The organism is Ruegeria sp. HKCCSP346 (genome assembly GCF_017872595.1).
In the GTDB taxonomy this organism is placed as follows: Bacteria; Pseudomonadota; Alphaproteobacteria; order Rhodobacterales; family Rhodobacteraceae; genus Ruegeria.
Genome location: NZ_JAEDOT010000001.1, coordinates 108614 through 131250 on the forward strand (window position 1 = coordinate 108614; position 22637 = coordinate 131250).

General features: G+C 59.2%; 19 protein-coding genes. 4 read left to right on the forward strand and 15 right to left on the reverse strand.

Annotation, left to right across the window (positions count from 1 at the left end; translation table 11 throughout):
- Positions 1-31 precede the first annotated feature (31 nt).
- The gene (locus tag I9185_RS00590) at positions 32-1645 is read right to left on the reverse strand and encodes a tetratricopeptide repeat-containing sulfotransferase family protein (protein ID WP_245223376.1); all 1614 of its coding nucleotides are present in this window, start codon (positions 1643-1645) and stop codon (positions 32-34) included.
- Between the two features lie 94 nt (positions 1646-1739).
- Here I9185_RS00590 and I9185_RS00595 point away from each other — a divergent pair, with 94 nt between their 5' ends.
- Together I9185_RS00595 and mnmH are read left to right on the forward strand one after the other, a co-directional pair.
- Positions 1740-2405, forward strand: coding sequence for an SOS response-associated peptidase (locus I9185_RS00595; RefSeq protein ID WP_209547150.1), 666 nt, complete (start codon positions 1740-1742; stop codon positions 2403-2405).
- A gap of 47 nt (positions 2406-2452) precedes the next feature.
- On the forward strand, positions 2453-3505 hold the full coding sequence (mnmH, locus tag I9185_RS00600; protein ID WP_209547153.1) for a tRNA 2-selenouridine(34) synthase MnmH: 1053 nt from the start codon (positions 2453-2455) through the stop codon (positions 3503-3505).
- Here the strand turns inward: mnmH and selD are convergent.
- From selD to I9185_RS00635, 7 genes are read right to left on the reverse strand one after another with little or no spacing between them, the layout of a single operon-like run.
- Positions 3496-5655, reverse strand: coding sequence for a selenide, water dikinase SelD (selD, locus tag I9185_RS00605; RefSeq protein WP_209547156.1), 2160 nt, complete (start codon positions 5653-5655; stop codon positions 3496-3498). The genes mnmH and selD overlap by 10 nt on opposite strands.
- A gap of 5 nt (positions 5656-5660) precedes the next feature.
- The gene (locus I9185_RS00610) at positions 5661-6047 is read right to left on the reverse strand and encodes a Na+/H+ antiporter subunit G (protein WP_171633669.1); all 387 of its coding nucleotides are present in this window, start codon (positions 6045-6047) and stop codon (positions 5661-5663) included.
- A gap of 7 nt (positions 6048-6054) precedes the next feature.
- The gene (locus I9185_RS00615; protein WP_152457439.1) at positions 6055-6324 is read right to left on the reverse strand and encodes a K+/H+ antiporter subunit F; all 270 of its coding nucleotides are present in this window, start codon (positions 6322-6324) and stop codon (positions 6055-6057) included.
- Entirely contained in the window at positions 6321-6818 is a 498-nt protein-coding gene (locus I9185_RS00620; protein ID WP_171633666.1) for a Na+/H+ antiporter subunit E, read from the reverse strand. Before I9185_RS00620 ends, I9185_RS00615 begins: the two co-directional genes overlap by 4 nt.
- Positions 6818-8362, reverse strand: a complete 1545-nt coding sequence (locus tag I9185_RS00625; RefSeq protein ID WP_209547159.1) for a monovalent cation/H+ antiporter subunit D — start codon at positions 8360-8362, stop codon at positions 6818-6820. Before I9185_RS00625 ends, I9185_RS00620 begins: the two co-directional genes overlap by 1 nt.
- Positions 8359-8718 carry a Na+/H+ antiporter subunit C gene (locus tag I9185_RS00630; protein ID WP_171633661.1) on the reverse strand — a complete coding sequence of 120 codons (360 nt, stop codon included), beginning with the start codon at positions 8716-8718 and terminating at the stop codon, positions 8359-8361. The genes I9185_RS00625 and I9185_RS00630 overlap by 4 nt, the downstream gene beginning before the upstream one ends.
- The gene (locus tag I9185_RS00635; protein WP_209547162.1) at positions 8718-11588 is read right to left on the reverse strand and encodes a monovalent cation/H+ antiporter subunit A; all 2871 of its coding nucleotides are present in this window, start codon (positions 11586-11588) and stop codon (positions 8718-8720) included. The genes I9185_RS00630 and I9185_RS00635 overlap by 1 nt, the downstream gene beginning before the upstream one ends.
- A 223-nt stretch (positions 11589-11811) precedes the next feature.
- Between I9185_RS00635 and I9185_RS00640 the strand changes: the two genes are divergently transcribed.
- Together I9185_RS00640 and I9185_RS00645 are read left to right on the forward strand one after the other, a co-directional pair.
- Positions 11812-12285 carry a rhodanese-like domain-containing protein gene (locus I9185_RS00640; RefSeq protein ID WP_245223378.1) on the forward strand — a complete coding sequence of 158 codons (474 nt, stop codon included), beginning with the start codon at positions 11812-11814 and terminating at the stop codon, positions 12283-12285.
- Entirely contained in the window at positions 12282-13106 is an 825-nt protein-coding gene (locus I9185_RS00645) for a PHB depolymerase family esterase (RefSeq protein WP_209547165.1), read from the forward strand. The genes I9185_RS00640 and I9185_RS00645 overlap by 4 nt, the downstream gene beginning before the upstream one ends.
- Here I9185_RS00645 and mdoH read toward each other — a convergent pair whose 3' ends face one another.
- The 7 genes from mdoH to I9185_RS00680 form a co-directional block, all read right to left on the reverse strand.
- Positions 13107-14978: a glucans biosynthesis glucosyltransferase MdoH gene (mdoH, locus tag I9185_RS00650; RefSeq protein ID WP_209547168.1), complete on the reverse strand. Its 1872-nt coding sequence runs from the start codon at positions 14976-14978 to the stop codon at positions 13107-13109.
- The gene (locus I9185_RS00655; protein ID WP_209547171.1) at positions 14975-16474 is read right to left on the reverse strand and encodes a glucan biosynthesis protein G; all 1500 of its coding nucleotides are present in this window, start codon (positions 16472-16474) and stop codon (positions 14975-14977) included. Before I9185_RS00655 ends, mdoH begins: the two co-directional genes overlap by 4 nt.
- Positions 16471-17688 (reverse strand): OpgC domain-containing protein, encoded by a 1218-nt coding sequence (locus I9185_RS00660; protein ID WP_209547174.1) that lies wholly within the window; start codon positions 17686-17688, stop codon positions 16471-16473. Before I9185_RS00660 ends, I9185_RS00655 begins: the two co-directional genes overlap by 4 nt.
- A 28-nt stretch (positions 17689-17716) precedes the next feature.
- Complete coding sequence (locus I9185_RS00665; RefSeq protein ID WP_209547176.1) at positions 17717-19087, reverse strand: tetratricopeptide repeat protein; 1371 nt, start codon at positions 19085-19087, stop codon at positions 17717-17719.
- Between the two features lie 179 nt (positions 19088-19266).
- The gene (locus I9185_RS00670) at positions 19267-20451 is read right to left on the reverse strand and encodes a CaiB/BaiF CoA-transferase family protein (RefSeq protein WP_209547179.1); all 1185 of its coding nucleotides are present in this window, start codon (positions 20449-20451) and stop codon (positions 19267-19269) included.
- The gene (locus I9185_RS00675; RefSeq protein ID WP_209547182.1) at positions 20438-22057 is read right to left on the reverse strand and encodes a thiamine pyrophosphate-binding protein; all 1620 of its coding nucleotides are present in this window, start codon (positions 22055-22057) and stop codon (positions 20438-20440) included. Before I9185_RS00675 ends, I9185_RS00670 begins: the two co-directional genes overlap by 14 nt.
- A 78-nt stretch (positions 22058-22135) precedes the next feature.
- Positions 22136-22594 carry a DUF302 domain-containing protein gene (locus I9185_RS00680; RefSeq protein ID WP_171613504.1) on the reverse strand — a complete coding sequence of 153 codons (459 nt, stop codon included), beginning with the start codon at positions 22592-22594 and terminating at the stop codon, positions 22136-22138.
- Positions 22595-22637 lie beyond the last annotated feature (43 nt).

Sequence of the window (22637 nt, forward strand, 5' to 3'; positions counted from 1 at the left end):
CACCATGATGCGGCTTTTCTGCTTTTGCGGATCAACTGAAATCGTATTCCGGCCAAAGTTCCGGGTCAAAGCCATCCAGCATCGGTTTGATCTGATCCGCGACCTCGCGCCAGCGTCCGATTGACTTGGTCGAGATCTTGTTGCGCACCTGATCCACGCTGGCCGTTCGCACCTGTCTGGTGTTCTTTTCGGGATGTACCATGGATTGGCACCACTCAATACCGCAAAACTCGGCAACGCGCTGGCTGTGGGTCAGGGGATCCGCCACCAGATCTTCATAGGGCATTGTCAGAATGCGGTTTCCGAACAGCTTATCCCAATGAGACATGTAACGGCGATACAGATTTGCGGTATGCGCGATCGCTTCAAGGTTGGATGTGTCGTTCATGCCATCTGCTAGGAACCGCTGGATCCATTTTGACAAACCGACATCGCGTGGATCCCGCAACATGTTGATGATCCGGGCATTCGGGAAGGCTGCAAGAATGAAGCCGACATTTTGATAGTTGTGCGGCATCTTGTCGACAAAGGCGATTGAATCCGCCGGAATCCCAGGCATCTGGTCCAGGTAGCTTTGGGCAATCGCCTTCGCGGCTTCTGAATCGAGCGACGTGCCAGACGAATAAAACTTGGCGGAAAGGTCGGTCATCAGCATTAGCTCGCCGCAACCGGCGATACCGGGCGCAGAGCTCAGCATCATCTCCATCAAAGTGGTTCCGGATCGCGGCTGACCGATAACAAAAATTGGTACCGGCATACTGTTTTGCTCTGCACTGACCCCAGGCGACCCTTCAGGGAACAGGTTCAGAATATCGGATATTTTGTTCTCTTCGATTTCGGGGTCGTAGGGCAGAATACTCTGTTGGATTGCGTTTGCCTTTGCAAATTGCGGCAACGCCTTGGCCAAGCCTTCGCTTTTTTCGATCAGATGTGCTTTGGCAAACTCGAGCTCTTGCAATGGTTGATCTGTCTGAGCGATGGCCTCGTTCAACGCAGGGATCATCTGCGGCACGTTTTCCGGTGCGGTCAATATTGCGGATTGCAACAGGGCATTCGGGTTGTGGGGATCGGTTTCCAGTATGTTTTGCAGAACTTTGATCGCTTGGGCTCTGTCACCGGCCTGATGCAGATTGATGGCCGTTTGCAATGCAATCGTTGTGTTCTTTGGTGCCAACTCGTACGCGCGTTGGATATCCCGCGTGCTTTCTTCGACAAAACCGATGCTTTGGAAGGCGCGGGCACGCTTTGAAAGCAATTCCGCGTTGTCCGGATCTGACGCCAGTTTGTGTGTTGTGAACTGGATGATGGATCGCCAGTTTTCCCCTTGGCGCTGAATTTCGTCGATGACTCTGGTGAGTTCCCGATTGTTTGGAAATCGTTCAATCTTTTTCTCTGCGTAGGTCAATGCCTGCACGATTTGCCCTGTTTGCATCAAGGCGTTAGCCAGATTCTCGGCAAATTGTGGATCATCGGGCTTCATCCGCGAGGCTTCAATGAAATGCGGAATGGATTTCCTGTACTGCTTCATTTCGGTCAAAACGAAACCGGCGATGGCTTGGTAGTCAGCGTCCTTTGGGAATTTCTTGATACCCAGCTGGGCCTTTTTCAGCGCCTGTGGCAGCTTGCCCGCATCCAAAAGGGCCATTGCTTTGCTCTTGAGGGATTGCGTTATTTGGTTATCCATATGACCCCGTAAGATCCTGTGCCAGTATCAAGATTGTATCGTCGGTTGATTACCCATGTGCGGACGGTTTGCAATAACTCTTCCCAATGACGCGATGGCGCAGCTGTTTTCCGCGCGCCCGGCGAACGCGTTGCCAACCGTGCCGAACTTCAATGTTTGTCCGACAAATCAGGTGCATGTGGTTCGGGGTGGTGACTCAGGTCGGCGTCTGGATGCGCTGCGCTGGGGGTTTTTGCCACATTGGTACAAGACGGAAACCGCCGGGCCTTTGCTGATCAACGCCCGTGCCGAGACTTTGGCGGAAAAGCCTGCCTTTCGCGATGCCTGCCGGTCGCGTCGCTGTCTGATTGTCGCAACAGGGTTCTACGAATGGACCAAGACGGACGAGGGAAAGCGCTTGCCCTGGTACATCCATCGCAGGGACGGCGCCCCCACTGCCTTTGCGGGGATCTGGCAGGACTGGGGGGTGGATGAAAACCGTCAGAGCACCTGTGCCATCGTGACGACGGCGGCCAACGAAAACCTTGGCACCATCCATCATCGGATGCCCCTGATCCTCGAACCCGAGCATTGGTCATTGTGGTTGGGAGAAGCGGGAAAGGGCGCTGCTCGTCTGATGCAGCCGGGGGCAGAGGATGTGCTGACGTTTCATCGCGTTGATCCGGTCGTGAACTCGAACCGGGCCAGCGGACCTGATCTGATCAAGCCTTTGCACGAGTGAGGGCGTGCGGTCTTTTCTTTGCAAACGCGGCAAGCTAGACCTTCGGCATGGCCCTGACCTTTTCTGATCTGACACAGCTTTATGCGCATGGTTTTGACACGGTCATCGATGTGCGCAGCCCGGCAGAGTTCGCTGAAGATCATCTGCCAGGCGCGATCAACCTGCCGGTTCTGAACAACGAGGAACGCGCCCGTGTCGGGACCATGTATGTACAGGAAAGCCCGTTTCTGGCGCGTAAACTCGGGGCCGCTCTGGTGTTCCGCAATGCGGCCAACCACATCGAGCAACATCTAAGCCACCACGAAGGAAGCTGGCGCCCTCTGGTCTATTGCTGGCGCGGCGGACAGCGTTCCGGGTCGTTCACATGGATGCTGCAACAAATCGGCTGGCGCGCGGATGTAATCGAGGGCGGCTATCGCACCTACCGCAGGCTGGTGAATGCGTATTTGTACGATGATCCGTTGCCGCATCGGTTGGTGGCGCTGGATGGCTATACCGGAACGGCCAAGACAGAATTGCTGGCACTTTTGCAGTCACGCGGAGTGCAGGTTCTTGACCTCGAAGCACTGGCCAATCACCGGGGTTCCCTGCTGGGGGAAAGACCGGGCGGCCAGCCCAGCCAGAAAGCTTTTGAATCGGCCCTGGCAGGGGCGCTTTGTGCGATGGATACGGCGCGCCCGGTCGTCATCGAAGCGGAATCGTCCAAGATCGGCAGCCTGATATTGCCGCCCAGCCTGTGGAACGCTTTGTGTTCAGCCCCACGGGTGAACATCACGGCTCCGCTCGAGGCGCGCGCCGCCTATCTCGTTCAGGCCTACGACGACATCCTGTCTGACGGCGACCGTTTGCGGGACCGGTTGTCGCCGCTGCGCTTTCATCGCGGGCACGAGGTCGTGGATGGTTGGATGCAGCTGATCGAAGCAGGTCAAAAACAGGTGCTGACCCAGGCCCTGATGGAGCAGCATTACGACCCGGCATACGCAAAGGCGCGGCGATTCCGTTCCGTCAAGGTTCTGGCCGATATTGAGATCGCCCTTTTGAACGATGCCGGCCTGAGCGAGGCGGCCACCCGGATCGAAACCCTGCTGGATCAGTCCTGAAGGCGCAGTCCCGGTGCATCGGTGAGCTCGCCGATTGCCATGGCCGGATATCCGGCGTTCCTGAGGTCTTCCAGGACGGTATCGGCATCCTTTGCCGCCACTGCGGCCAGCAGGCCGCCCGCTGTCTGCGGGTCGAAAATCAGGGCGGCTTTGCCCTCGGCGGGCAGGGCAGGTGCTATTGCCCGGTTGTCTGCAAAAAGGGTTGATCGAACACCCCGGTCCGTCAGTTCCTGCGCGCCATCCATCAACTCCACGGCATCCAGATCCATCGTGGCCCCGCATCCGGAAGCGTCGCAGATACCTTGCAGATGTCCGGCCAGACCAAACCCGGTCACGTCGGTCATCGCATGGGCCCCGGCCAATATGCGGGCCGCCTTTCCCTGCGGCTGCGCCATGTGCCGGTAGGCTGCGGCGACCCAGGCACCATTGGCCTGGCCTGCCATCTCGGCCGCCATAAGAACGCCGCTTCCTATGGGTTTGGTCAGGATTAGACAGTCGCCCGGTTGCCCGCCGGCCAGTGTTATCGGGTCGCCGTCGCACAGGCCGGTCAGTGTGAATCCGATTGTCATCTCGTCACCCATGGAACTGTGCCCGCCCACGATATCGGCACCGGCGTCCCGCATGACGTCTCCTGCGATCGACATGATTTCCGACATGGTACGGCGTTGCAGGGCAGCAGACATGCGCGGAAGGATGATCGTTGCCGTGGCCGCCTGAGGTGCGGCCCCCATGGCCCACACATCCCCCAGGGCATGTACAGCGGCGATGCGCGCCATAAGTGCGGGATCATTGGTAAAAGCCCGCAGGTGATCTGATGTCATGACCTGCCGAACCCCGCCCGTCTGAAGCAGAGCCGCGTCGTCGCCGGGCAGGGGGATGATATCCGGGCGAACGGGATCGGGCTGCGATTTCAGCGCCACCTGCAATGCTCCGCGCCCGACCTTTGCACCGCATCCGCCACACATCGGTTTTTCGCCTAGCGCCTCGACAAGCCCGGCGGCATGTGCGCGCGGCAGCGCGGGGGGCTTCATCTGCGGCAGGTCCCGGAACTTGTTCATGAAAGTCTGGTCGATGTGGTTCTTCCATTTCCACATCATCGCTCCGCTGTGGGACAACCCCAACCGCTCGCCCAGCGCTGATTTGCCGCCCAGCGAAATCAGCTTCAGGTAATCTTTCTGCGGGACGTACTTGCGCATCCGTCCAGCCCCCAGCGCCGCGCGCAGATTGTCGAACAGAACCGGTGCTTCGCGCACTGCATAAACACCGGCTTTGGGTCTGGGATTGTCCGTAAGATAGGCGCAATCACCGGCGGCAAAAACCACGGGATCGCTGGATTGCAGGTAGCTGTTTACCCGGATGAAGCCATCCTCAAGGTCCAGCCCGGTCTTTTCGATCCAGCCATAGGGGCGGGCTCCGGCCGCACCTGTCACGAAACCGGCCGGGATCTTGCGCCCATCCTGCAAAGCGACGTGATCCGAAGCGATCCGGCTGATCGCGGCGTTTTCGATCACCTCTACACCAAGATCCTGCATCGCACGGCGGATCGTCTCTGCCGCTTTGGGTTTGGTGGCCGTCAAGGCAATGGCATTGTCGATCAGCGTAACCTGCGCTGACCGACCCTTGGCCCTGAGCGCATGAGCCATCGCCATGACCAGTTCAACCCCGGCGATTCCACCGCCGATCACGACGACCGAGGCAGGGCCGTTGCCCGCCAGATAAGCAGCCCATTCTGCCGCGAATGGCCCCAGTGGTTTGGCCGGTACGGCATGTTCCGCAAAGCCGGGCATTGCGGGCATCTCCGAAGTGATCCCAACATTGATCGATGCCACATCGAAACCCACGGGAGGACGCCCGGGAACATGGATTTCCTGACGTTCGGTATCGATTCCATCGACCGCGCCCAGAATGACGCGTGCGCCTGCGAAGCGGGCCAGTCTGACCAGATCGATGTCCAGCCGCCACCGGTCATAATGCCCGGCGACATAGCCTGGCAGCATTCCGGAATACGGGGCCGTCGGGCCGGGGTTTATCACGGTCACACGCGCCCCAGGCAACGGGTCCATCCCCCATTTGCGCAGCAGCAGCGCGTGGGTGTGGCCTCCGCCAACAAGAACCAGATCGCGGGTCAGGGGCAGCGGAGGAATATGCATCGGTTTCAATTCGCGCTATGATCCGGAACGTCTTCGACCTGCTCGACGGCGTGGGTGGCCCAAAGTTCATCCTCGCCGGCATCCGGCAGGTCTTCGGGTTTTTCATGCCGGTGTATGTGCCATTTTGCAATGAACAGGGCCGTGATCGGAGCGGTCAGGAACAGGAACAGAGTGATCAGCAGCTCGTGCAGGGACAGCTTTCCTTCCAGAAGAACAGAATGCACGATCGAAGCCAGAAGCACGCCGCCCACCCCCAAGGTCGTTGCCTTGGTCGGGGCGTGCAGGCGGGACATTGGGTCATTCAGCTTGATCATGCCAAAAGACCCGACAAAGCCGAAGATACCCGAGACGATCAGGAAAAAGGCGATCAGCAGTTCCACGATGAATGTCATCCCGCCCTCATTCGATAATGTTGCCGCGCAACATGAAGCGCGCATAGGCCACGGTGGAAACAAAACCGAGCATGGCAATGATCATGGCGGCCTCGAAAAAGATCTCGGTCCCCTGATCCAACCCATATAGGATCATCAGGGCGATTGTGTTGATTACCATAGTGTCCAAGGCCAGAACCCGGGTGCCGACCCCGTCAGCGGTGATGATACGCCACAGACACATCATGATCGCCGCACCGAAACAGGCAAATGCAAAATAAATCGCGTAGTCGATCATTCGAAAATCTCCTTCAGGCGACGTTCATAGCGCTGTTTGATCTGGTCCCGCACGGCCTCGGGGTCGGGGGCATCAAGACAGTGCACCAGCAGATTATGCCCCTGAGCTGACAAATCACAACTGACGGTGCCCGGAGTCATCGTGATGGTGCCCGCAAGAACCGTGATCGCTTCGGGTGTGCGCAGCTCAAGCGGGACACAGACCCAGTTGGGCTGGCGGTTGTCATTGCGTTTGAACAGGATGATCCGGGCCACCGTCACGTTCGCAACCACGATATCCCAAAGCACCACCAGCATGTATTCCACAACCATTGGCCAATTGCGAAGTTTGGGACGATCCGGCCAGTAGGGTTGTGTGACGAATGGAATGATGATCCCGAGGATCAGGCCAAAGATCAAAGAATTCAGCGAAGGCTTGTTCGCCAGCAGAATCCAGACAAGCGTCAGCAAAATCGTCAGGTGAGGGTGCGGGAAAATTCGGCGCAGCAGTTTCATCACTCTTCCCTTCCCAAGACGGCAGAAATGTAGTTTTCAGGGGTAAACAACTGCTCTGCGGTTTTGCTCGTGTACTCCAGGGCCGGACCCGCAAACAGGGTCAGCAGGACCAGACCTGCCACGGCCCCGAACACAGCCGTAAAAGCAAGGCCGGGTTGCGGTTCGGGGGCGGCGGCGGCAGACGCGTTTTCGCCTTCGGCGGTTTCATCGGTTGTGACAACCTCAGCGTCGTAGCTTTTCCAGAAGATCAGCGTCCCGGCACGGGCCAACCCGACGATGGTGACGAATGATCCAATCAGGATAACGGCCCAGACCGAGGTGGCATCGGATGCATCACGCGAAGCGTCCAGAACCAAAAGCTTGCCAACAAAGCCGGACAACGGCGGCATTCCAGCCATCGCGATGGCGCCGACAAAGAACAGGGCGGCAATCAACCCGCTTTGCGGCATCGGCGGCTTGGGGGCTATGGCCCCTCCCTGCCGTTCCATGATCAGGTCAGCAATGAGGAACAGCAACGCGGTCGCAAGTGTCGAATGGAACACGTAATAAAGGGCGGCTGCCGTCGCGCCGGGCGTGAACTGTGAAATCGCGATCAGCAAAGTACCCATGGACGCGATGGCGCAAAAGGCAACCATGCGGGCAATATGCTGCGATCCCAAAATGCCGACGGCGCCGACAGCAAGCGTCAGCAGCGCCGCGGGTTGCAACCAATCGCCAACCAGACCCTGCGTGACTTCGACGTCGGGACCGAAGGCCAGAGTGTACATTCGCAGGATCGAATAGGCTCCTACCTTGGTCATGATTGCAAACAGGGCCGCAACCGGCAGCGGGGCGTTGGCATAGCTGGCGGGCAGCCAGAAGTGCAGCGGCAGAACGGCAGCCTTGATGCAGAAGACCAGCAGCAACAACACCGCACCAACCCGCAACAATGCGGTATCTTCGGCTGGGATCTCCGCAACGCGCACGGCGATGTCCGCCATGTTCAGCGTTCCGGTCACGCCATAGATCGTGCCAAGGGCAAACAGAAACAGGGTCGACCCCAACAGGTTATACGCCACATACTGCACACCCGCTTTCAACCGTACCGCGCCACCGCCATGGGTCATAAGGCCGTAAGACGCGATCAGTAGCACCTCGAAGAACACGAAAAGGTTGAAGGCGTCGCCGGTCAGGAAGGCGCCACAGACGCCCATGAGCTGGAAATGAAACAGCGCGTGGAAATGCTTGCCCCGGTCATCCCAGCCCGAGGCGATGGCATAAAGCACGATCGGCAGGGCCAGCAGGGCGGTCAGCAGAACCATCATTGCGGACATGCGATCCAGCACCATAACGATGCCAAAGGGGGCGGGCCAGTCGCCAAGCTCGTACACCTGAATGTCCCCGCCCGAGGCCTGAGCCGTGATTGTCAGCGCAATCCCAAGCAAAGCCACGACACCCGCGACCGAGAAGATACGTTGCAAGTCCAGATGGTATCGCAGGACCATGATGATGAAAGGGGCCAGAATCGCGGGCAGGACGATCGGCGCAACGATCCAGTGGTTCATGCGTCATCTCCCGGCGCGTCAACACTGTCCTGGGCGGTCATGTCGATATGGTCATTCTTGGCGGACAGGTATGCGCTGAGCGAGATCATCACGATCACGGCGGTCATCCCGAACGAGATCACGATGGCCGTCAGGACCAACGCCTGTGGAAGTGGGTCGGTATAGGGCACGTCCTTGTACTTGTTCAGAACCGCAGGCGCGTTCAGCGCCAGTCGTCCGGTCGCGAACAGGAAAACGTTCACCGCGTATGTGATCAGAGACAGGCCCAGAATGACCGGAAACGTCCGGCGGCGCAGGATCAGGAAGATCCCGGCAGCGGTCATGATACCGACGGCAGAGGCTACGAGCGCTTCCATCAAGCCTGCTCCTTCTCTTGTTGCTCTTCCGGTGGGTTGTCTCGCAGGGGATTGATATCCATCGGGAATTCCTGTGCCATCCCCGGTTGCCACGCAAAGCGGGACAGGCTGTCCAATGCCAGCATGACCGCACCCAGAACCGCCAGGAATACGCCTGTATCAAACAGCATGGCGGTGGCCCATTCGAATTCCTCAAGCGGAGGCCAGTTGATGTAGCCGAAATCGCTGGTCAGGAAGGGGCGTTCGTTGAACCACGCGCCCAACCCGGTTGCCGCGGCGATCAGAACACCCCAGCCGATGGTGCCGTGGTAATAGAACCTCTGCCGCTCGATGGCCCAGGTATAGCCGCTGGCCATGTATTGCATCAGATAAGCGATGGCGACGATCAGGCCGGCAATAAAGCCTCCGCCGGGCTGGTTGTGCCCGCGGAAGAAGATGTACGCCCCGACCATCAGTGCGATCGGCATCATGACGCGGGTGACCACAACCATCATCAGCGGATGCGAATCCCCGGATTGCGGCCAATGCGGTTTGCGGTTCAGCAGATAGCTGCGGACATTTGTCCCGAGAACGGATTCCGTCAGTGCAAAGATGATCAGCGCGGCGATGCCCAGAACGATGATTTCGCCAAAGGTATCAAAACCCCGGAAGTCGACGAGGATCACATTGACCACATTGGTGCCGCCGCCGCCTTTGTAGGAATTGGCCAGATGGAACTCTGAAATCGTCGGGAACGCGAAATCGCGCATCATCATCGCGTAGATCAACGCACCGGTGCCAAGGCCCGCGACCACAGAAATCGCCGCGTCCCGCCAGCGCCGCGCCGCTGAACTGTCCCAGGGCGTTTCGGTCGGCAGGAAGTTCAGCGACAGCAACAAAAGGATCATTGTCACCACCTCGACCGAGATTTGCGTCAAGGCAAGGTCCGGGGCCGAGAGATAGTTAAAGGCAATCGAAACGATCAGGCCGACGACACCGATCAATACCAGTGACAAAAGACGATTACGGTGGAACCACATAATGCCCAGCGTCGCACCCACAAGGCAGATCCAGCCAATGATCGGAATGATCTGAGCCGGTAGCGGAACGCGGGTTTCAATGCCGATGGTTCCGGTCGAATACGCATAATAGCCCAGGCCAACGGTAAAGGCGACAAAGATGATCGCATAGCGGCTGAGGACCCCGTTGTGCATCTCATCGGTGATCCAGCGGCTCAGCCTGGTCAGCGCTTCTATTATTGTTTCAAAGATCTGCTTGGCTTCGGGGCGGGGCAGGGCGTTCCAGATCCGCTCACCTCGTCTGTGCAACGCCAGCAGGAATAGACCGCCCAGCGTGGCCACGACCGACATGTAAAGCGCCGGTGTGAAGCCATGCCAGAGTTTCAGCGAGTAATACGGAAGCTTCTCGCCGCCGATCACCGCGCTGGACACTACTGCGACCAATGGGCCGACAATGGTCGCGGAATAAAGGCCGATCAGAATGACAAGTACGACCAGGAAAGCGGGCGCAATCCACAACCCAACGGGCGGATCATGCGGATGTGCCGGATAATCTTCCCGCTGAGGTCCAAGAAAGACGTGGCTGACGAAGCGGAAGGAATACGCGGCCGAGAACAACGCAGCCAACAGCGCCAGCCCCGGCACCAGGTAATGAGAGTGCATCCATGTGGTGTGCACGGTTTCCTCAAGCATCATTTCTTTGGACAGGAAACCGTTCAGAGGCGGCAGCCCGGCCATCGAGAGGGCGGCAATCGTGCCAATGGTGAAGGTGATCGGCATCAGGTGGCGCAAACCGCCCAGTCTTTTGATATCGCGTGTGCCGGTTTCGTGATCCACGATCCCGGCGGTCATGAACAAGGCGGCTTTAAACGTTGCATGGTTGATGATGTGAAACACGGCAGCGACGGCTGCAATCTTTGTGCCAAAGCCCAGCAGCATGGTGATGAGGCCCAAATGCGAAACGGTCGAAAACGCCAGCAGCGCCTTAAGGTCGTCCTTGAACAACGCGATAGACGCGCCAATCAGCATGGTGACCAGCCCCGTCGTGGCGACGATATAGAACCACGCATCCGTGCCTGCCAGAACCGGCCACATCCGTGCCATCAGGAACAGGCCCGCTTTCACCATGGTGGCAGAGTGCAGATAGGCCGAAACCGGTGTCGGCGCGGCCATGGCGTGCGGCAGCCAGAAATGAAACGGGAACTGCGCCGACTTGGTAAAACAGCCCAGCAGGATCAGGATCAGCGCAGGCATGTAGTAGGGTGAGGCCTGGATCAGTTCTTTGTTCTGCAAAATGACGCTGAGATCGTAAGACCCCACGATATTGCCGAGGATCAGCATCCCGGCGATCATCGCCAAGCCGCCAGAGCCGGTGACGGCCAAGGCCATGCGCGCGCCCTGCCGACCTTCGGGAAGGTGCTTCCAATAGCCGATCAGCAGGAATGAGCTGAGCGATGTAAGCTCCCAGAAAACAATCAAAAGCAGGATATTGTCGGACAGGACAATACCAACCATCGCCCCCTGAAACAGCAGCAGGTAGGTATAGAACTGCCCCATCGGATCTTCGCGCGACAGGTAGAACCGTGCGTAGAGAATGATGAGCAATCCAATGACGAGGATCAGCAACGCGAACAAAAATCCCAGGCCGTCCAGCATGAAGTTCGCGTTCAGCCCCAGCCCCGGTATCCAGTCGAACCGGGCGGTCACGACGTCTCCGCGCATCACCGCAGGGACATGGATCAACAGGCCCATCAGGGCCAGGAATGTGGTTAACCCGGCGGCGGAGGCGGCTGCGTTCCGACCTGCCCGGATCAGCAGGGCAGGAAAAACAGCGCCGAGGAAGGGAAGGGCCGCGATAAGGAATAGGGACAAGTGCGATACTCCGGTCTGGGCGGTCAGTGTGAAGCCAATTTTGTAAGGATATTTTCCCGACTGTCCAGATATTGTAACTTTTTTACAGAGTCCTATTGGCCCCATCAAAAACTCTGCAAGGATTCGAAAAAATGACGTGATCTTGATGCGGGCCGGGTTTTTCAACGCCCCCGTTTCAGACCATCTGTGATAGAACACATGTCAGCGAACAGGAGGCTGAAGCTTGGCCGAGAAAGTGAACCGAGCCCGAAGATGGATGTTGATCGGCGCATGCGCGGCGATTGCAGGCGGGTTTGCGATCAGGGAATACCGTTTGATCCCCGAAGACCACGACGGCGGCCGGATAACGGTTGCTGAGGCCCATGAGCAGGCCTCGAAGGGAAACGTTCTGTTGATCGATATCCGCACGCCGCGTGAATGGCGCGCATCGGGCATAGGCGAAGGTGCCGTGCCGCTGGACATGCGGCGCGAGGATTTTGTCAAAGCACTGACGGAATTGGCTGGCGGCGATCCGGCGACCCCGGTGGCCTTGATTTGCGCGCGCGGCGTGCGCTCGGCAGGCCTGAGCAACCGCCTGATCGAAGCTGGATTCACCAATGTGATCGACGTGCCCGAGGGTATGTTGGGTTCGGCCGCAGGGCCGGGATGGGTTCGGGCCGGATTGCCGGTGCGCAAATATGATGAGGATGCAGGATGATCCGGGAATTCAGTCTGGCGTTGGCCTTGGCAGTGACCGGGCAGACCGCTTTCGCGGGGTGTGCCGGTCAAGAGGATACCTGTGAGACACCCATGGGTGCCTATCACATCGAACTGCCCGACGCGGACAATGCGCCAATGGTGGTGTTCCTGCATGGGTATGGCGGCAGCGGGTCGGGCACGATGCGCAATCGCGGGATGGTCGAACCGCTGTTGGAGCGCGGCTATGCGGTGATGGCCCCTGAGGGGTTGGAAAGGCCCGACCGGGGCGGCACCAAAAGCTGGAATTTCTATCCCGGTTTTGGTGAGCGGGACGAAGCCGCCTTTCTGACCGAAGCGGTGCAAGACGCGGCACGGCGGTTTGGCATCGACACTGACCGTGTCCTGCTGGGCGGGTTTTCCGCCGGAGCTTTCATGGTCAACTATCTGGCCTGCGAGAGCCCCGATACGTTTTCGGCCTATGTCCCGGTGTCCGGTGGTTTCTGGCGCCCGCACCCTGAAACCTGCAATGGTCCGATCCGTATGTTCCATACGCATGGCTGGACCGACAATGTGGTGCCGCTGGAAGGGCGCTTGCTGGGCGGAGGACGCTTTCAGCAGGGTGATATCTATGCGGGTCTCGAAATCTGGCGCGATGCGAACGGTTGTGTCGATCACAAACCGACCGGGTTCAGCGCGACGGGTGATTTCATGCGCCGCCGCTGGACCACCTGTGCCGAAGGCAGTGCGCTGGAATTTGCTCTGTTCCCCGGAGGGCACACCGTTCCCGCGGGCTGGGCCGACATGATAATCGATTGGTACGAAGGGCTTCCCGGCAGTTGATCACTCGGCCGGGGTCATGTTGCCTTTGCCTTCGACCAGTCGCTTCAGTTCATCGCGATAGCGGCGCGCTGACCGGGTAATGGCGGGTTCGCTGAAGTCTTCCCGCATTCCGACCATCTTGCGCGCGGCACCTGCCGAGACACCGCTGAGCGCGGACAACGGGATAGCCAGCGCAAGGCTGATGGCGATCGGGGCCAGCCAGACCGACACCAGACCGGACAGGATACCGACGCTCAGCGCCACTCCGCTTACGGTTTCCAGCGCATGGCACAGGATCAGCGTTCGCAGACCATAGGTGCCACCGTCGCGGGCCTGAGGCGACCAGCCGCGCTGAATGCCAAAAGCCGTACGGAACACAGCGATCATCTGTTGCACCATCAGGATCGGAGCGTAAAGGATCGACAACAGAACCTCGGCCAGGAAAGAGGCAAGGAATTTGCGCCCGCCACCGAAATCCGCGTAGCGTACACCGCTCAACGGCAGGGCCAGAACGCCCAGAACCTTGGGGGCCAACAGCATCGCGTACATGACCAGAATGATCAGCACGTGACGGGTTTCCGACATCTCGGGCCATTGTGGGAACAGAGGATTGTCGGGGCTGAAATAATGCAGGACAGAGGCATCCTGACCCTGACCGATCAGCGCCCACATCAACAATAGTGCAAACCACAACGGGGACATCAGATAGCCGACCGCGCCGTGGAACATGTGGAATCGCGATACGGCACGGAATCCGGAAGAACCCAGCAATTTCAGGTGTTGCAAGTTACCCTGACACCAGCGGCGGTCCCGCATGGCGTGATCGATGAGGGTCGGCGGTGTTTCTTCATATGACCCGCGAATACGCGGCAGAAATCGCACGGCCCATCCGGCGCGGCGCAGCAGGCCGGCCTCGACGAAATCGTGGCTCATGATCAGCTTGTCCTGACCGCTGAGCGAACGCAGCTTGGGCAGGCCGGCGCTGGTGGCAAAGGCCTTGGTGCGGATAATCGCGTTATGGCCCCAATAGTTGCCTTCTTGCCCGCACCAACGGGCCAGACCTTCGGCAAAGGCGATGCCATAGACACCATTTGCAAATTGCTGCATCCGGGCAAAGACTGACTGTGCGCCGATCAGCTGCGGATAGCTTTGAATCAAGCCCGCACCCGGATCGCATGCCAGTGCATCAGTCAGGCGATGGATTGCGCGCCCGGTCATCAGGCTGTCGGCATCCAGCACCAGCATGGCATCCCAATCCGCGCCCCAACGGCTGACCCAGTCGGCGATGTTGCCAACTTTGCGGTCGGTATTCTGTTCGCGGCGGCGATAATACAGCTCAAGCCCGGGTGCCAGGGTGGTGCGCAGTGCTTCGACGCTGGCCTGTTCCTGCGCCGCAATCTCGGGATCGCGCGTGTCCGACAGAATGAACATGGCATAGTGGTGTTTACCGCCGCGCGCCTGAAGATCCTCCAGCATGGTGCGGGCATTGCCCAACACGTTCCAGGGGACTTCATTGTAGACCGGGGTCAGCAGGGCCACCCGCAGGGGTTGCGCCGCGGTCCGACGCTCGGGCCGTTCCTGTTTCGCCAGCGACACCATGCCCAGCAAAACAGTGCAGACGGTGAAGGAAATCCAGAAGAAGTTGAACGAAATCAAGGTCAAAAGGATGGCTTCGACCACGTTGATGCCTTCCGCGTCAAACCAGTCACTCATGACCCACAGCAAGGCCAGAGTGGCGGCCATCGCGGGCGAAAAAGCCAGCGCGCGCCAGAAACCGGCAGAGGATTTGTGCTGACCGGAAGGCGCATCGGCATCCCGGAACCGTGCGCTGAAGTTCTGCGCAGGCATCGCCAGAGGGGCCTCGGGCGGCATGATATGCAGATCGCGGCTCATGTGGTCCAACGGTACAGCCAGACTTCCGAGGCAGGCTGTTTGTCTTTCAACAATTGTGCGCGCAACTCGACATGGTTGCGTTCGCCGGGCTGGAATGAAAACGCCAGCCGTGGACCGCCGGTATCCGGGTTGCGCTGCAAGACGCCTTCCGAAGTTTCCGCATGTGGCGAATCCACAAAGACCGTGATTGCGCCCAGGTCCTCGAACAGTTCGCTGTCTTCAAAATCGATGATGGCCAGCCGGCCTTCGCCAAAGGTGTTCTCGCCCATCGCGGTGTTGATCACGCGCGGCATCGGTTTGCGCTGGGGTTCTTCCCCCCAGATCAGGCGATAGGACAGATCAACCTGACTGCCTGCCGCATAGGGTTCAGCGGGCCTCCAATAGGCGACGATGTTGTCATAGATTTCCTGATCTGCCGGGATCTCGACCAGCGTGACCGAGCCTTTGCCCCAGTCTTCTTGGGGCTCGACCCACAGGCCCGGGCGCTTGTGGTAATTGGCCTCGAGATCGGCGTAGTCCGAAAACTCTCGTTTGCGCTGCATCAGACCAAACCCGCGTGGGTTTGTATCGACGAAGGATGAGACCTGCAATCGGGTCGGATTGGCCAACGGACGCCACAGGACCTCGCCCGCGCCATTGCGGATCATCAACCCGTCGCTGTCGTGCACAGCAGGGCGGAAATCGTCGAACCGGCTGTGGTTGGTCTGGTCGAACAGGAACATCGAAGTACCCGGAGCGATCCCTACGTGGGGCAGGTCTTCGCGCGGGAACAGCGTTGCCTCGACATCCATGATGCAATCCGCGCCCGCCGTGACGTTGAAACGATAGGCGCCGGTCACGCTGGGGCTGTCCAACAATGCATGCACGACCATGTTGCGTTGGCCCGGTTCGGGACGTTCCAGCCAGAAACGGATGAATTCGGGAAATTCCTCGCCGTCCGGATCGCCGGTTTTCAACGCCAGACCCCGCGCGGACAGTCCGTAAACCTCGTGCAGGCCAATGGCGCGGAAATAGCTGGCCCCCTGCCAGACGCAGAATTCATCTGTCTTGCCGGGGCGGTGCATTTCAGTGCGCAGGCGCAGGCCCGAGAAGCCCAGCGTGTCATCGATCGGCAGTTGCGGCACGTCTTCGGACTTGTCGAACATTTCCAGATCGAAGGCGACCGGCTTGGTCATGCCGTTCTCGACCGTTTCCACCTTGACGGTGCGCGGGAAATAAAGGCCGGGGGTGAAGAAATCCACGTTGAAGGGCGTCTCGGTTTCATACCACAGCGCCCGGTCAAGCCGGAACCGGATGGAACGGTACTGCTGATAGGTCAGATCCTGCCATTCCTGCGGTACCATCTCGCGTTCCACATAGGGGCGGCTGGCCAGATCGCGGGCCACCTCGATTACATAGTCGCGGTCAAAAGGCGTCTCACCGCTCGTCGCATAAGCGGATGGAGCGAAGGCCAAAGCAGTCGTCGAGACGAGGAATGCGCGACGGGTAAAATTCATTTCTTCGACTTCCAGGGTTGTGACTTGAACCAAGCTGCCAGATAGGCAACGCCGATGATCATCGCAAACCCAATAATGTTGGCGACGAAGACAGTGGCGACATCCCGCCCAGCCTGATCCAGCGCGACACCGATCAGCCGTGCCGCAGCCATGGAAAACACAAATACGGCAAGCGATTGCTGGCCGACCTTGGTGACGACGGCCAGCAGGAATTGCCAGATACGTGCGCCCAGACCATGACCCGTCGCGATCAGGCGGTGGCCGTGTTCGCCCGCTGCAACCCATCCCAGATAGGCCAGCGACAGAAAGTGGACATATCGAAGAAGGCCGAACTCGGTTTTGCCACGCAGCTCTTCGGTCAGGGGCCAGCCCTTGCGGATCACTGCGCCAAGCTCGGGTGCAGCCGTGTTGATCCAGGTGAAGACTTTCCATGACCCGAACGGGGCTGACAACACGACAAAGGCAATCGCCACCCAGATCAAGGATTTCGACACGGGCGGGGCCGGAATCCAACCGCGCATGAAGGCGAAGCCGGTGAAAAACAGCAATTGCCATCCGAAGGGGTTGAAGAACCACTGGCGCTGGGACCAGGGTTCAGCGGGAAGGGCAAGCGCGCCGGTTTGCGCGACGAACCAGATGGCCACGCAAACTGCCGCCATCAGCCAGAAACTGACTCGATAGAGCGCCATGTAAAGCGGCATAAGCGCCAGTACGACCAGATACATCGGCAGGATATCGAAGTAGTTCGGCACATAGGTCAGTGTGAAAATCCCGACCATTTGCGGGGCCGGGTCATTGAAGAAATGCTGAAGGTTCAACGACGAGACATAGGTTTTCTCGAACGCGCCGGTCTGATCCAACGCGGCCATTGTCATTGCAACAAAGAAGAACAGGGCAATATGCGCCCAATAGACCTGCCAGATGCGGTAGGCCACTCGGGCGGTGCCCATCCACCATCCCTTGCGCAGAAATGCCCCGCCAAACGCAATGGCCGAGGCCATGCCCGAGCAGAACACAAAAATCTCGGTAGCGTCCGAGTACCCAAAGCGGGCAGGAATCCACTTTGCCCAGGGGTCGTTGGGAATATGGGCGATCAGGATGATGAACATCGCGATGCCGCGATAGAAATCCAGACGCGGATCCCGCGCACTGGTGGGGGCCGCGGCCGGGGCCGCAGCGGGTACAAAATCAGAAGCGGGCGATATGGTCGCCATACGTTTTCTGTCCTTCTTGGTCTTCTTGTTATTCGGCGGGGACGCTTTGGACGTCACCGCTGTCGCGGGCCGCGTCGATCAGGGCGCGACGCGCGATGGCATAATTGTCTTCGCCCCCGGCGCGCTTGGCGCGACGGTCATCCAGAATGCGTTCCACCGCGTCCAGGCGACCCGCGCGCAGGCCGGAATCAATGGTAATGCGTTCAAATACATCACGTTGCGCGTGGCTGCCACCGGCCAGTTGCATGGAATCGCGCGCCGCGAGCAGATGATCAAAGGCGGTTCCATAGTGGCCGTCGCCAAAGGCCTCCAGGCCCATGGCCGCAGCGATACCGGGGTCTGCCATGCGGCAGGTGGTGTCGTCGTCGGCGCGGGCCGCATCCTTGTTCATGCGGTTCAGCATCTTGGCCGTGGCATCAGCGCGATTGTCACCGGTAAGCGCCAGCAGATAATGCAGATCCGCAAAGATCAGGCAGCCGTCTTCCGTTCGTGCGGCACTCAGGTCAGCCAGCTCTTCCCAGCGATTTCCAACATTTACCCCCTCAAGTTCAAGCCGCATCAACAGTGAAGTGCCGTTTGAAATGTCACGATAATCGTCGGTTTTGTCCTTGCGGATATGGTTGTCATACAGTTCGATCACCTGATCGACCTGACCCAGATCCAGATGCATCAGTGCCTTGTGCCACCACACGTGGTAACGGAAGTTGTTGCAGTGGGCCCAGGCCACCTCGCGACCGGCCAGCCAGTCAAGGCCCAGCTGCGCATTGCCCGTCATTTCGTGGACATGGGCCACCGCGTGCAGGCCCCAGGCATCATCGGACACCATCCACAGCGCCTGACGGCCCGCGATTTCGGCCTTTTCATAAGCGCCTGTTTCTTCCAGCGCGAAAGAATGACAGCCCAGCAGATAGCCGCGCCCGGGGTGGTCCGGCTCATAAGCGGGCATCACACGCTCGATCGAGCGGCGCATCCCGTTTGCATCACCCAGAACGAAGCGGGTCGCATGGCTTAGTTTCATCGCCAGGGTGTCCTGCGGATGGTCACGCAGAATCGCTTCAAATTTCTGAACCGCCTGTGCCTGTTGTCCGGCCAGATACAAGGCCAGCGCATCCACGTAGAGACGTTCGCGTTCAGTTACAGGTTGACGTTCCATCGCTGCGTTGGCAGCAGCCAGCGCTTCGACAGCAACCGCCATCATCTCGCGCCGCCCAAGCAGAGCCATGAACAGACCTTTGACCGCTTGACCCAGCGCGAAGTCGGGCTCGAGTTCCAGCACTTTGCCCAAGTGCTGGGGCGTGACAGCGGCATGAGCCATGAACCCAAGCAGAACACCATTCCACGCTTCGACTGCCGCCGGCTGGGTCAGGGTGTTCATCTGTCCGAAAACGTCTTGTTTCATACTTGGGTCCAATCTGATTGAGATATTTGACACTGTTCGATGTACCAGAGTGTGCGAGAGGGACGTAACAGTATCGACGCTGCTCTCGAATTGGTGAAATGACGTGTGCGAAAAAGATGAAAAAAACCGCCGATTCAAGGGCATGTTTCAGCGACTTGTCGCCTAGATGTGCAAGTATTTCAATCCTCGAACGGGTTTTCGGCGCTCAGAACAGCCTCAGTATCGGCCCCGCAGACCGGTGGGGCGTTACGATATGTTACAGGTGTCCGAGACAGGTTCAGAGGATTCCCGATCAGGTTGACCTGACCCGGCTGGGCCTGCATGGCAATCTGCATCTGTCTTGCGGCCACTTGTTCCGTGTTGAACACCTGATCCAGCGTCTGCACCGGGCCGACGGGCACTTTGACAGCCTCCAGACCGGAAATGACGGTGTGGGTGTCCAGCGCCTTCACTGCGGGGCGAAGAATTGAATTCAGCGCATCACGATGTTCCAGACGGGCCGGGTTGGTCGCAAATCTCGGATCGTCTGCCAGTTCAGGAGCATTGATGAAGTTGCAGAGTTTTCTGAATTGGCCGTCGTTTCCAACCGCGAGAATCACGTGCCCATCGGCGGTTTCGTAGACGTCATAAGGAACGATGTTGGGGTGCCCGTTTCCGCGTCGTTGCGGAACATTGCCTGACGTCAGATAGTTGACGCCTTCATTGATCAGCCAGGCGATCTGAGAATCCACCAGCGCCAGATCGATCTGCTGGCCCTCGCCGGTCAAGTCGCGGTGGCGCAGCGCGGCCAGGATACCCACGGTTGCATACATCCCGCACATCACGTCAGCAATGCCAACACCCACTTTCATGGGCGCGCCCTCGGGGTCGCCGGTCAGCGACATGATCCCGCCATAGCCCTGCGCCATCAGGTCATAGCCGGGCTTGCTGGCATTCGGGCCGGTTTGACCATAGCCCGAGATTGAACAGTACACGAGGCTTGGAAACTCTTGCGACAGGGTGGCATAGTCCAGCCCGTATTTGGTCAGCCCGCCCGGTTTGAAGTTCTCGATCAGGATGTCCGCATGTGACGCCAAGCGTCTGATTTCCGCCTGACCCTCGGCCGAGGAGATATCCAGCGCCACGGATTTCTTGTTGCGGTTGGCAGACATGAAATAGGCGCTCAGATCCGAGCGGTTGCCCTGGGCATCGCTTACGTAGGGCGGGCCCCATTGCCGCGTGTCATCGCCACCGGTTGCCGGGTTTTCGATCTTGATGACGCTTGCGCCCAGATCGCCCAGAAGCTGCGTGCATGTTGGGCCTGCCAGGATCCGGCTAAGGTCCAGAACCTTGACACCCTTCAACGGGCCTTCAGATGCGGCCATCATAGCCTCCACGCTCAACTTCAGCAGCAATCACCGTAAATGTCTCAGCCTTTACAGCAGCTTCCAGTGCGGCGCGCAACTCTGTCCTGTTACGAACCGTATGGCCATTGCCGCCAAAGGCCCGGCCCATGGCAGCAAAATCATGATGGCCGAAATCCACGCCCGTGTTGCGCATCTGTCGCTGACGTTGTTTCAGCTCGATCAGGGCAAGGCTGGCATCCACGAAGACCAGAAAAATCGGGTTGCCGCCCATTTCAGCCGCTGTCGACAACTCGCCCGCAACCATCAGGAACCCCGCATCCCCCGAGAAGCTGATCACCGGGCGGTCGGGTTCGGCCAGTTTCAGGCCAATGGCCATGGGTACGGCGCATCCCATCGTGCACAACGCCGAGGACTGGATCAGCCCGCGTTCTTCGCTGCACGCCCACATCTGGCTCAGCAGAATGCGGTGTGCACCGCTGTCGGCCGTGGCCAGTGTTTCAGGCGGCAGGACAGCGCGGGTTTCGGCAATGACGGCAGCGGGCCCCCAGCTTTCATCGGTGGGGAAGGCCTTTGCCAGCGCGGCTTTGACCTGCGCGGGTTCGTTGCCCGGCCATGTTTCACGGGCCGGGTTGCCTTTGGCTATTGCCTCCAATGTTTCGCCCGTGTGGGCAACAAGGTTCAATCCAGCCTGATGCATGTAGTGGTCGTTGACCACGGCAGAGATATCGATGACGCGCTTTTCTTCCGGATCCCAGATCTCACGCCAGCCGGGGCGCATTTCGATCGGGTCATATCCCAGGCACAATACCAGATCCGATTGTTCGATCAGAGGCACAAGATGCTTGTCAGCCAGCGGCGACAGCCCCGCGCCGCCCAGACACAGCGCGTGATCCTCGGGCACGACGCCTTTGGCCTTGTAGGTCGTCACGAAAGGAATGCCAAAATGCTCCAGGAACGCCTGCACGACACTGCGCGAGTCGTCATAGAGGACATCCAGACCGATGATGGCGATGGGGCGTTCGGCCTCGGCCACCCAGCGGCGGGCCTTCTCAAGGCATTCCCCACCGGGGCTGACCGGCGCGACCTTGGCCAGCCGGCGGCGTTTCACGCCGTTAACAGGCGTGTCGGCAACCGAGATCGGGACATCGATATGAACCGGGCCGGGTCGTGGCTGCATGGCCAGCGACACCGCCTTGTCGGCAATGATATCCGCGCCTTTGGCTGTCAGCGTATAAGTGCCTTTGGTGATCGAGCGATAAACCCGGCTGTGATCCATGACCTGATGGGTATAGGTCAACGCTTCGTCCGCATCGACGCATCCGGTCAGAACGACCATCGGCACACGATCCTGCAAAGCGTTCGCTACCACATTGATCCCGTTCATTGCGCCCGGACCTAGAGTGGCCACCAGAATCGCAGGTGCACCGTCGCGATGATGAACGGCCTCGGCCATGAACCCGGCAGAGTTTTCGTGCTTGGTCAGATGAAAGGTGATCCCAGCCTTTTCCAGCGCATCGACCAGCGTCAGAACCTCGCCCCCCGGCATCCCGAATGCGTGTCGGCACCCCGCTTCATATAAGCGTTGGGCCAGAATATCCGCAGCGCGGGGCGAGGGGTCTTGCATCAGTCATGCTCCGATAGAACCGTTTCAAGCAGATTGCGGAGGACGTTCCCGGACGCAAGGCGGTTCACGCCAGTGTGACTATTTGACTGCGCGTTCAGCGATCGATTGAAACGTCGAGTCAAGCTCTGCTGCAATATCCATCAGGTTCTGACCGCCTTCCGAGGCGTAGGGCGCAAAGACGAAACTGGGGGTTTTATACGACAGGTTCGCCGTCCCGTCTTTGTTCTCGGTAACGTAAAACCGGATCGGGGCCTCGATCATCGCGTGGACCGAGGTTTCCAGAACCCGCACGGCGTAGTCATTGTTGAAAGCGCCGATCACGCGATTTCCGGGAATCGATATCCCACGTGCTGCCGCCGCTTTGGTCGGGCCCGCCTGAGTCACGACGATCAGCCCGTTTTCCTTGATCGCGGCTTTGGTTGCGTCAACCAGTTCCGCATACGGTTTCTGGGTTGGGTATACGGCCCAGCCCTCGGGCGCATTCTGAGCCCACAGGGGCAACGCGATCAGGCAGAGCAGGGGAATGAAGGCTTTCATCAACGCGTCTCCGGTATCTTGCTCTGACCTGTGTGCCAGACTT

What these genes read in the sequence shown, in the direction of transcription:
- I9185_RS00590 (WP_245223376.1), bottom strand. Translation starts at nt 1,645, where the DNA reads ATGGCCCTTTTGGATGCGGGCAAGCTGCCACAGGCGCTGAAAAAGGCC.
- I9185_RS00595 (WP_209547150.1), top strand. Translation starts at nt 1,740, where the DNA reads ATGTGCGGACGGTTTGCAATAACTCTTCCCAATGACGCGATGGCGCAG.
- mnmH (WP_209547153.1), top strand. Translation starts at nt 2,453, where the DNA reads ATGGCCCTGACCTTTTCTGATCTGACACAGCTTTATGCGCATGGTTTT.
- selD (WP_209547156.1), bottom strand. Translation starts at nt 5,655, where the DNA reads ATGCATATTCCTCCGCTGCCCCTGACCCGCGATCTGGTTCTTGTTGGC.
- I9185_RS00610 (WP_171633669.1), bottom strand. Translation starts at nt 6,047, where the DNA reads ATGACATTCATCGTGGAACTGCTGATCGCCTTTTTCCTGATCGTCTCG.
- I9185_RS00615 (WP_152457439.1), bottom strand. Translation starts at nt 6,324, where the DNA reads ATGATCGACTACGCGATTTATTTTGCATTTGCCTGTTTCGGTGCGGCG.
- I9185_RS00620 (WP_171633666.1), bottom strand. Translation starts at nt 6,818, where the DNA reads ATGAAACTGCTGCGCCGAATTTTCCCGCACCCTCACCTGACGATTTTG.
- I9185_RS00625 (WP_209547159.1), bottom strand. Translation starts at nt 8,362, where the DNA reads ATGAACCACTGGATCGTTGCGCCGATCGTCCTGCCCGCGATTCTGGCC.
- I9185_RS00630 (WP_171633661.1), bottom strand. Translation starts at nt 8,718, where the DNA reads ATGGAAGCGCTCGTAGCCTCTGCCGTCGGTATCATGACCGCTGCCGGG.
- I9185_RS00645 (WP_209547165.1), top strand. Translation starts at nt 12,282, where the DNA reads ATGATCCGGGAATTCAGTCTGGCGTTGGCCTTGGCAGTGACCGGGCAG.
- mdoH (WP_209547168.1), bottom strand. Translation starts at nt 14,978, where the DNA reads ATGAGCCGCGATCTGCATATCATGCCGCCCGAGGCCCCTCTGGCGATG.
- I9185_RS00655 (WP_209547171.1), bottom strand. Translation starts at nt 16,474, where the DNA reads ATGAATTTTACCCGTCGCGCATTCCTCGTCTCGACGACTGCTTTGGCC.
- I9185_RS00660 (WP_209547174.1), bottom strand. Translation starts at nt 17,688, where the DNA reads ATGGCGACCATATCGCCCGCTTCTGATTTTGTACCCGCTGCGGCCCCG.
- I9185_RS00665 (WP_209547176.1), bottom strand. Translation starts at nt 19,087, where the DNA reads ATGAAACAAGACGTTTTCGGACAGATGAACACCCTGACCCAGCCGGCG.
- I9185_RS00670 (WP_209547179.1), bottom strand. Translation starts at nt 20,451, where the DNA reads ATGGCCGCATCTGAAGGCCCGTTGAAGGGTGTCAAGGTTCTGGACCTT.
- I9185_RS00675 (WP_209547182.1), bottom strand. Translation starts at nt 22,057, where the DNA reads ATGCAAGACCCCTCGCCCCGCGCTGCGGATATTCTGGCCCAACGCTTA.
- I9185_RS00680 (WP_171613504.1), bottom strand. Translation starts at nt 22,594, where the DNA reads ATGAAAGCCTTCATTCCCCTGCTCTGCCTGATCGCGTTGCCCCTGTGG.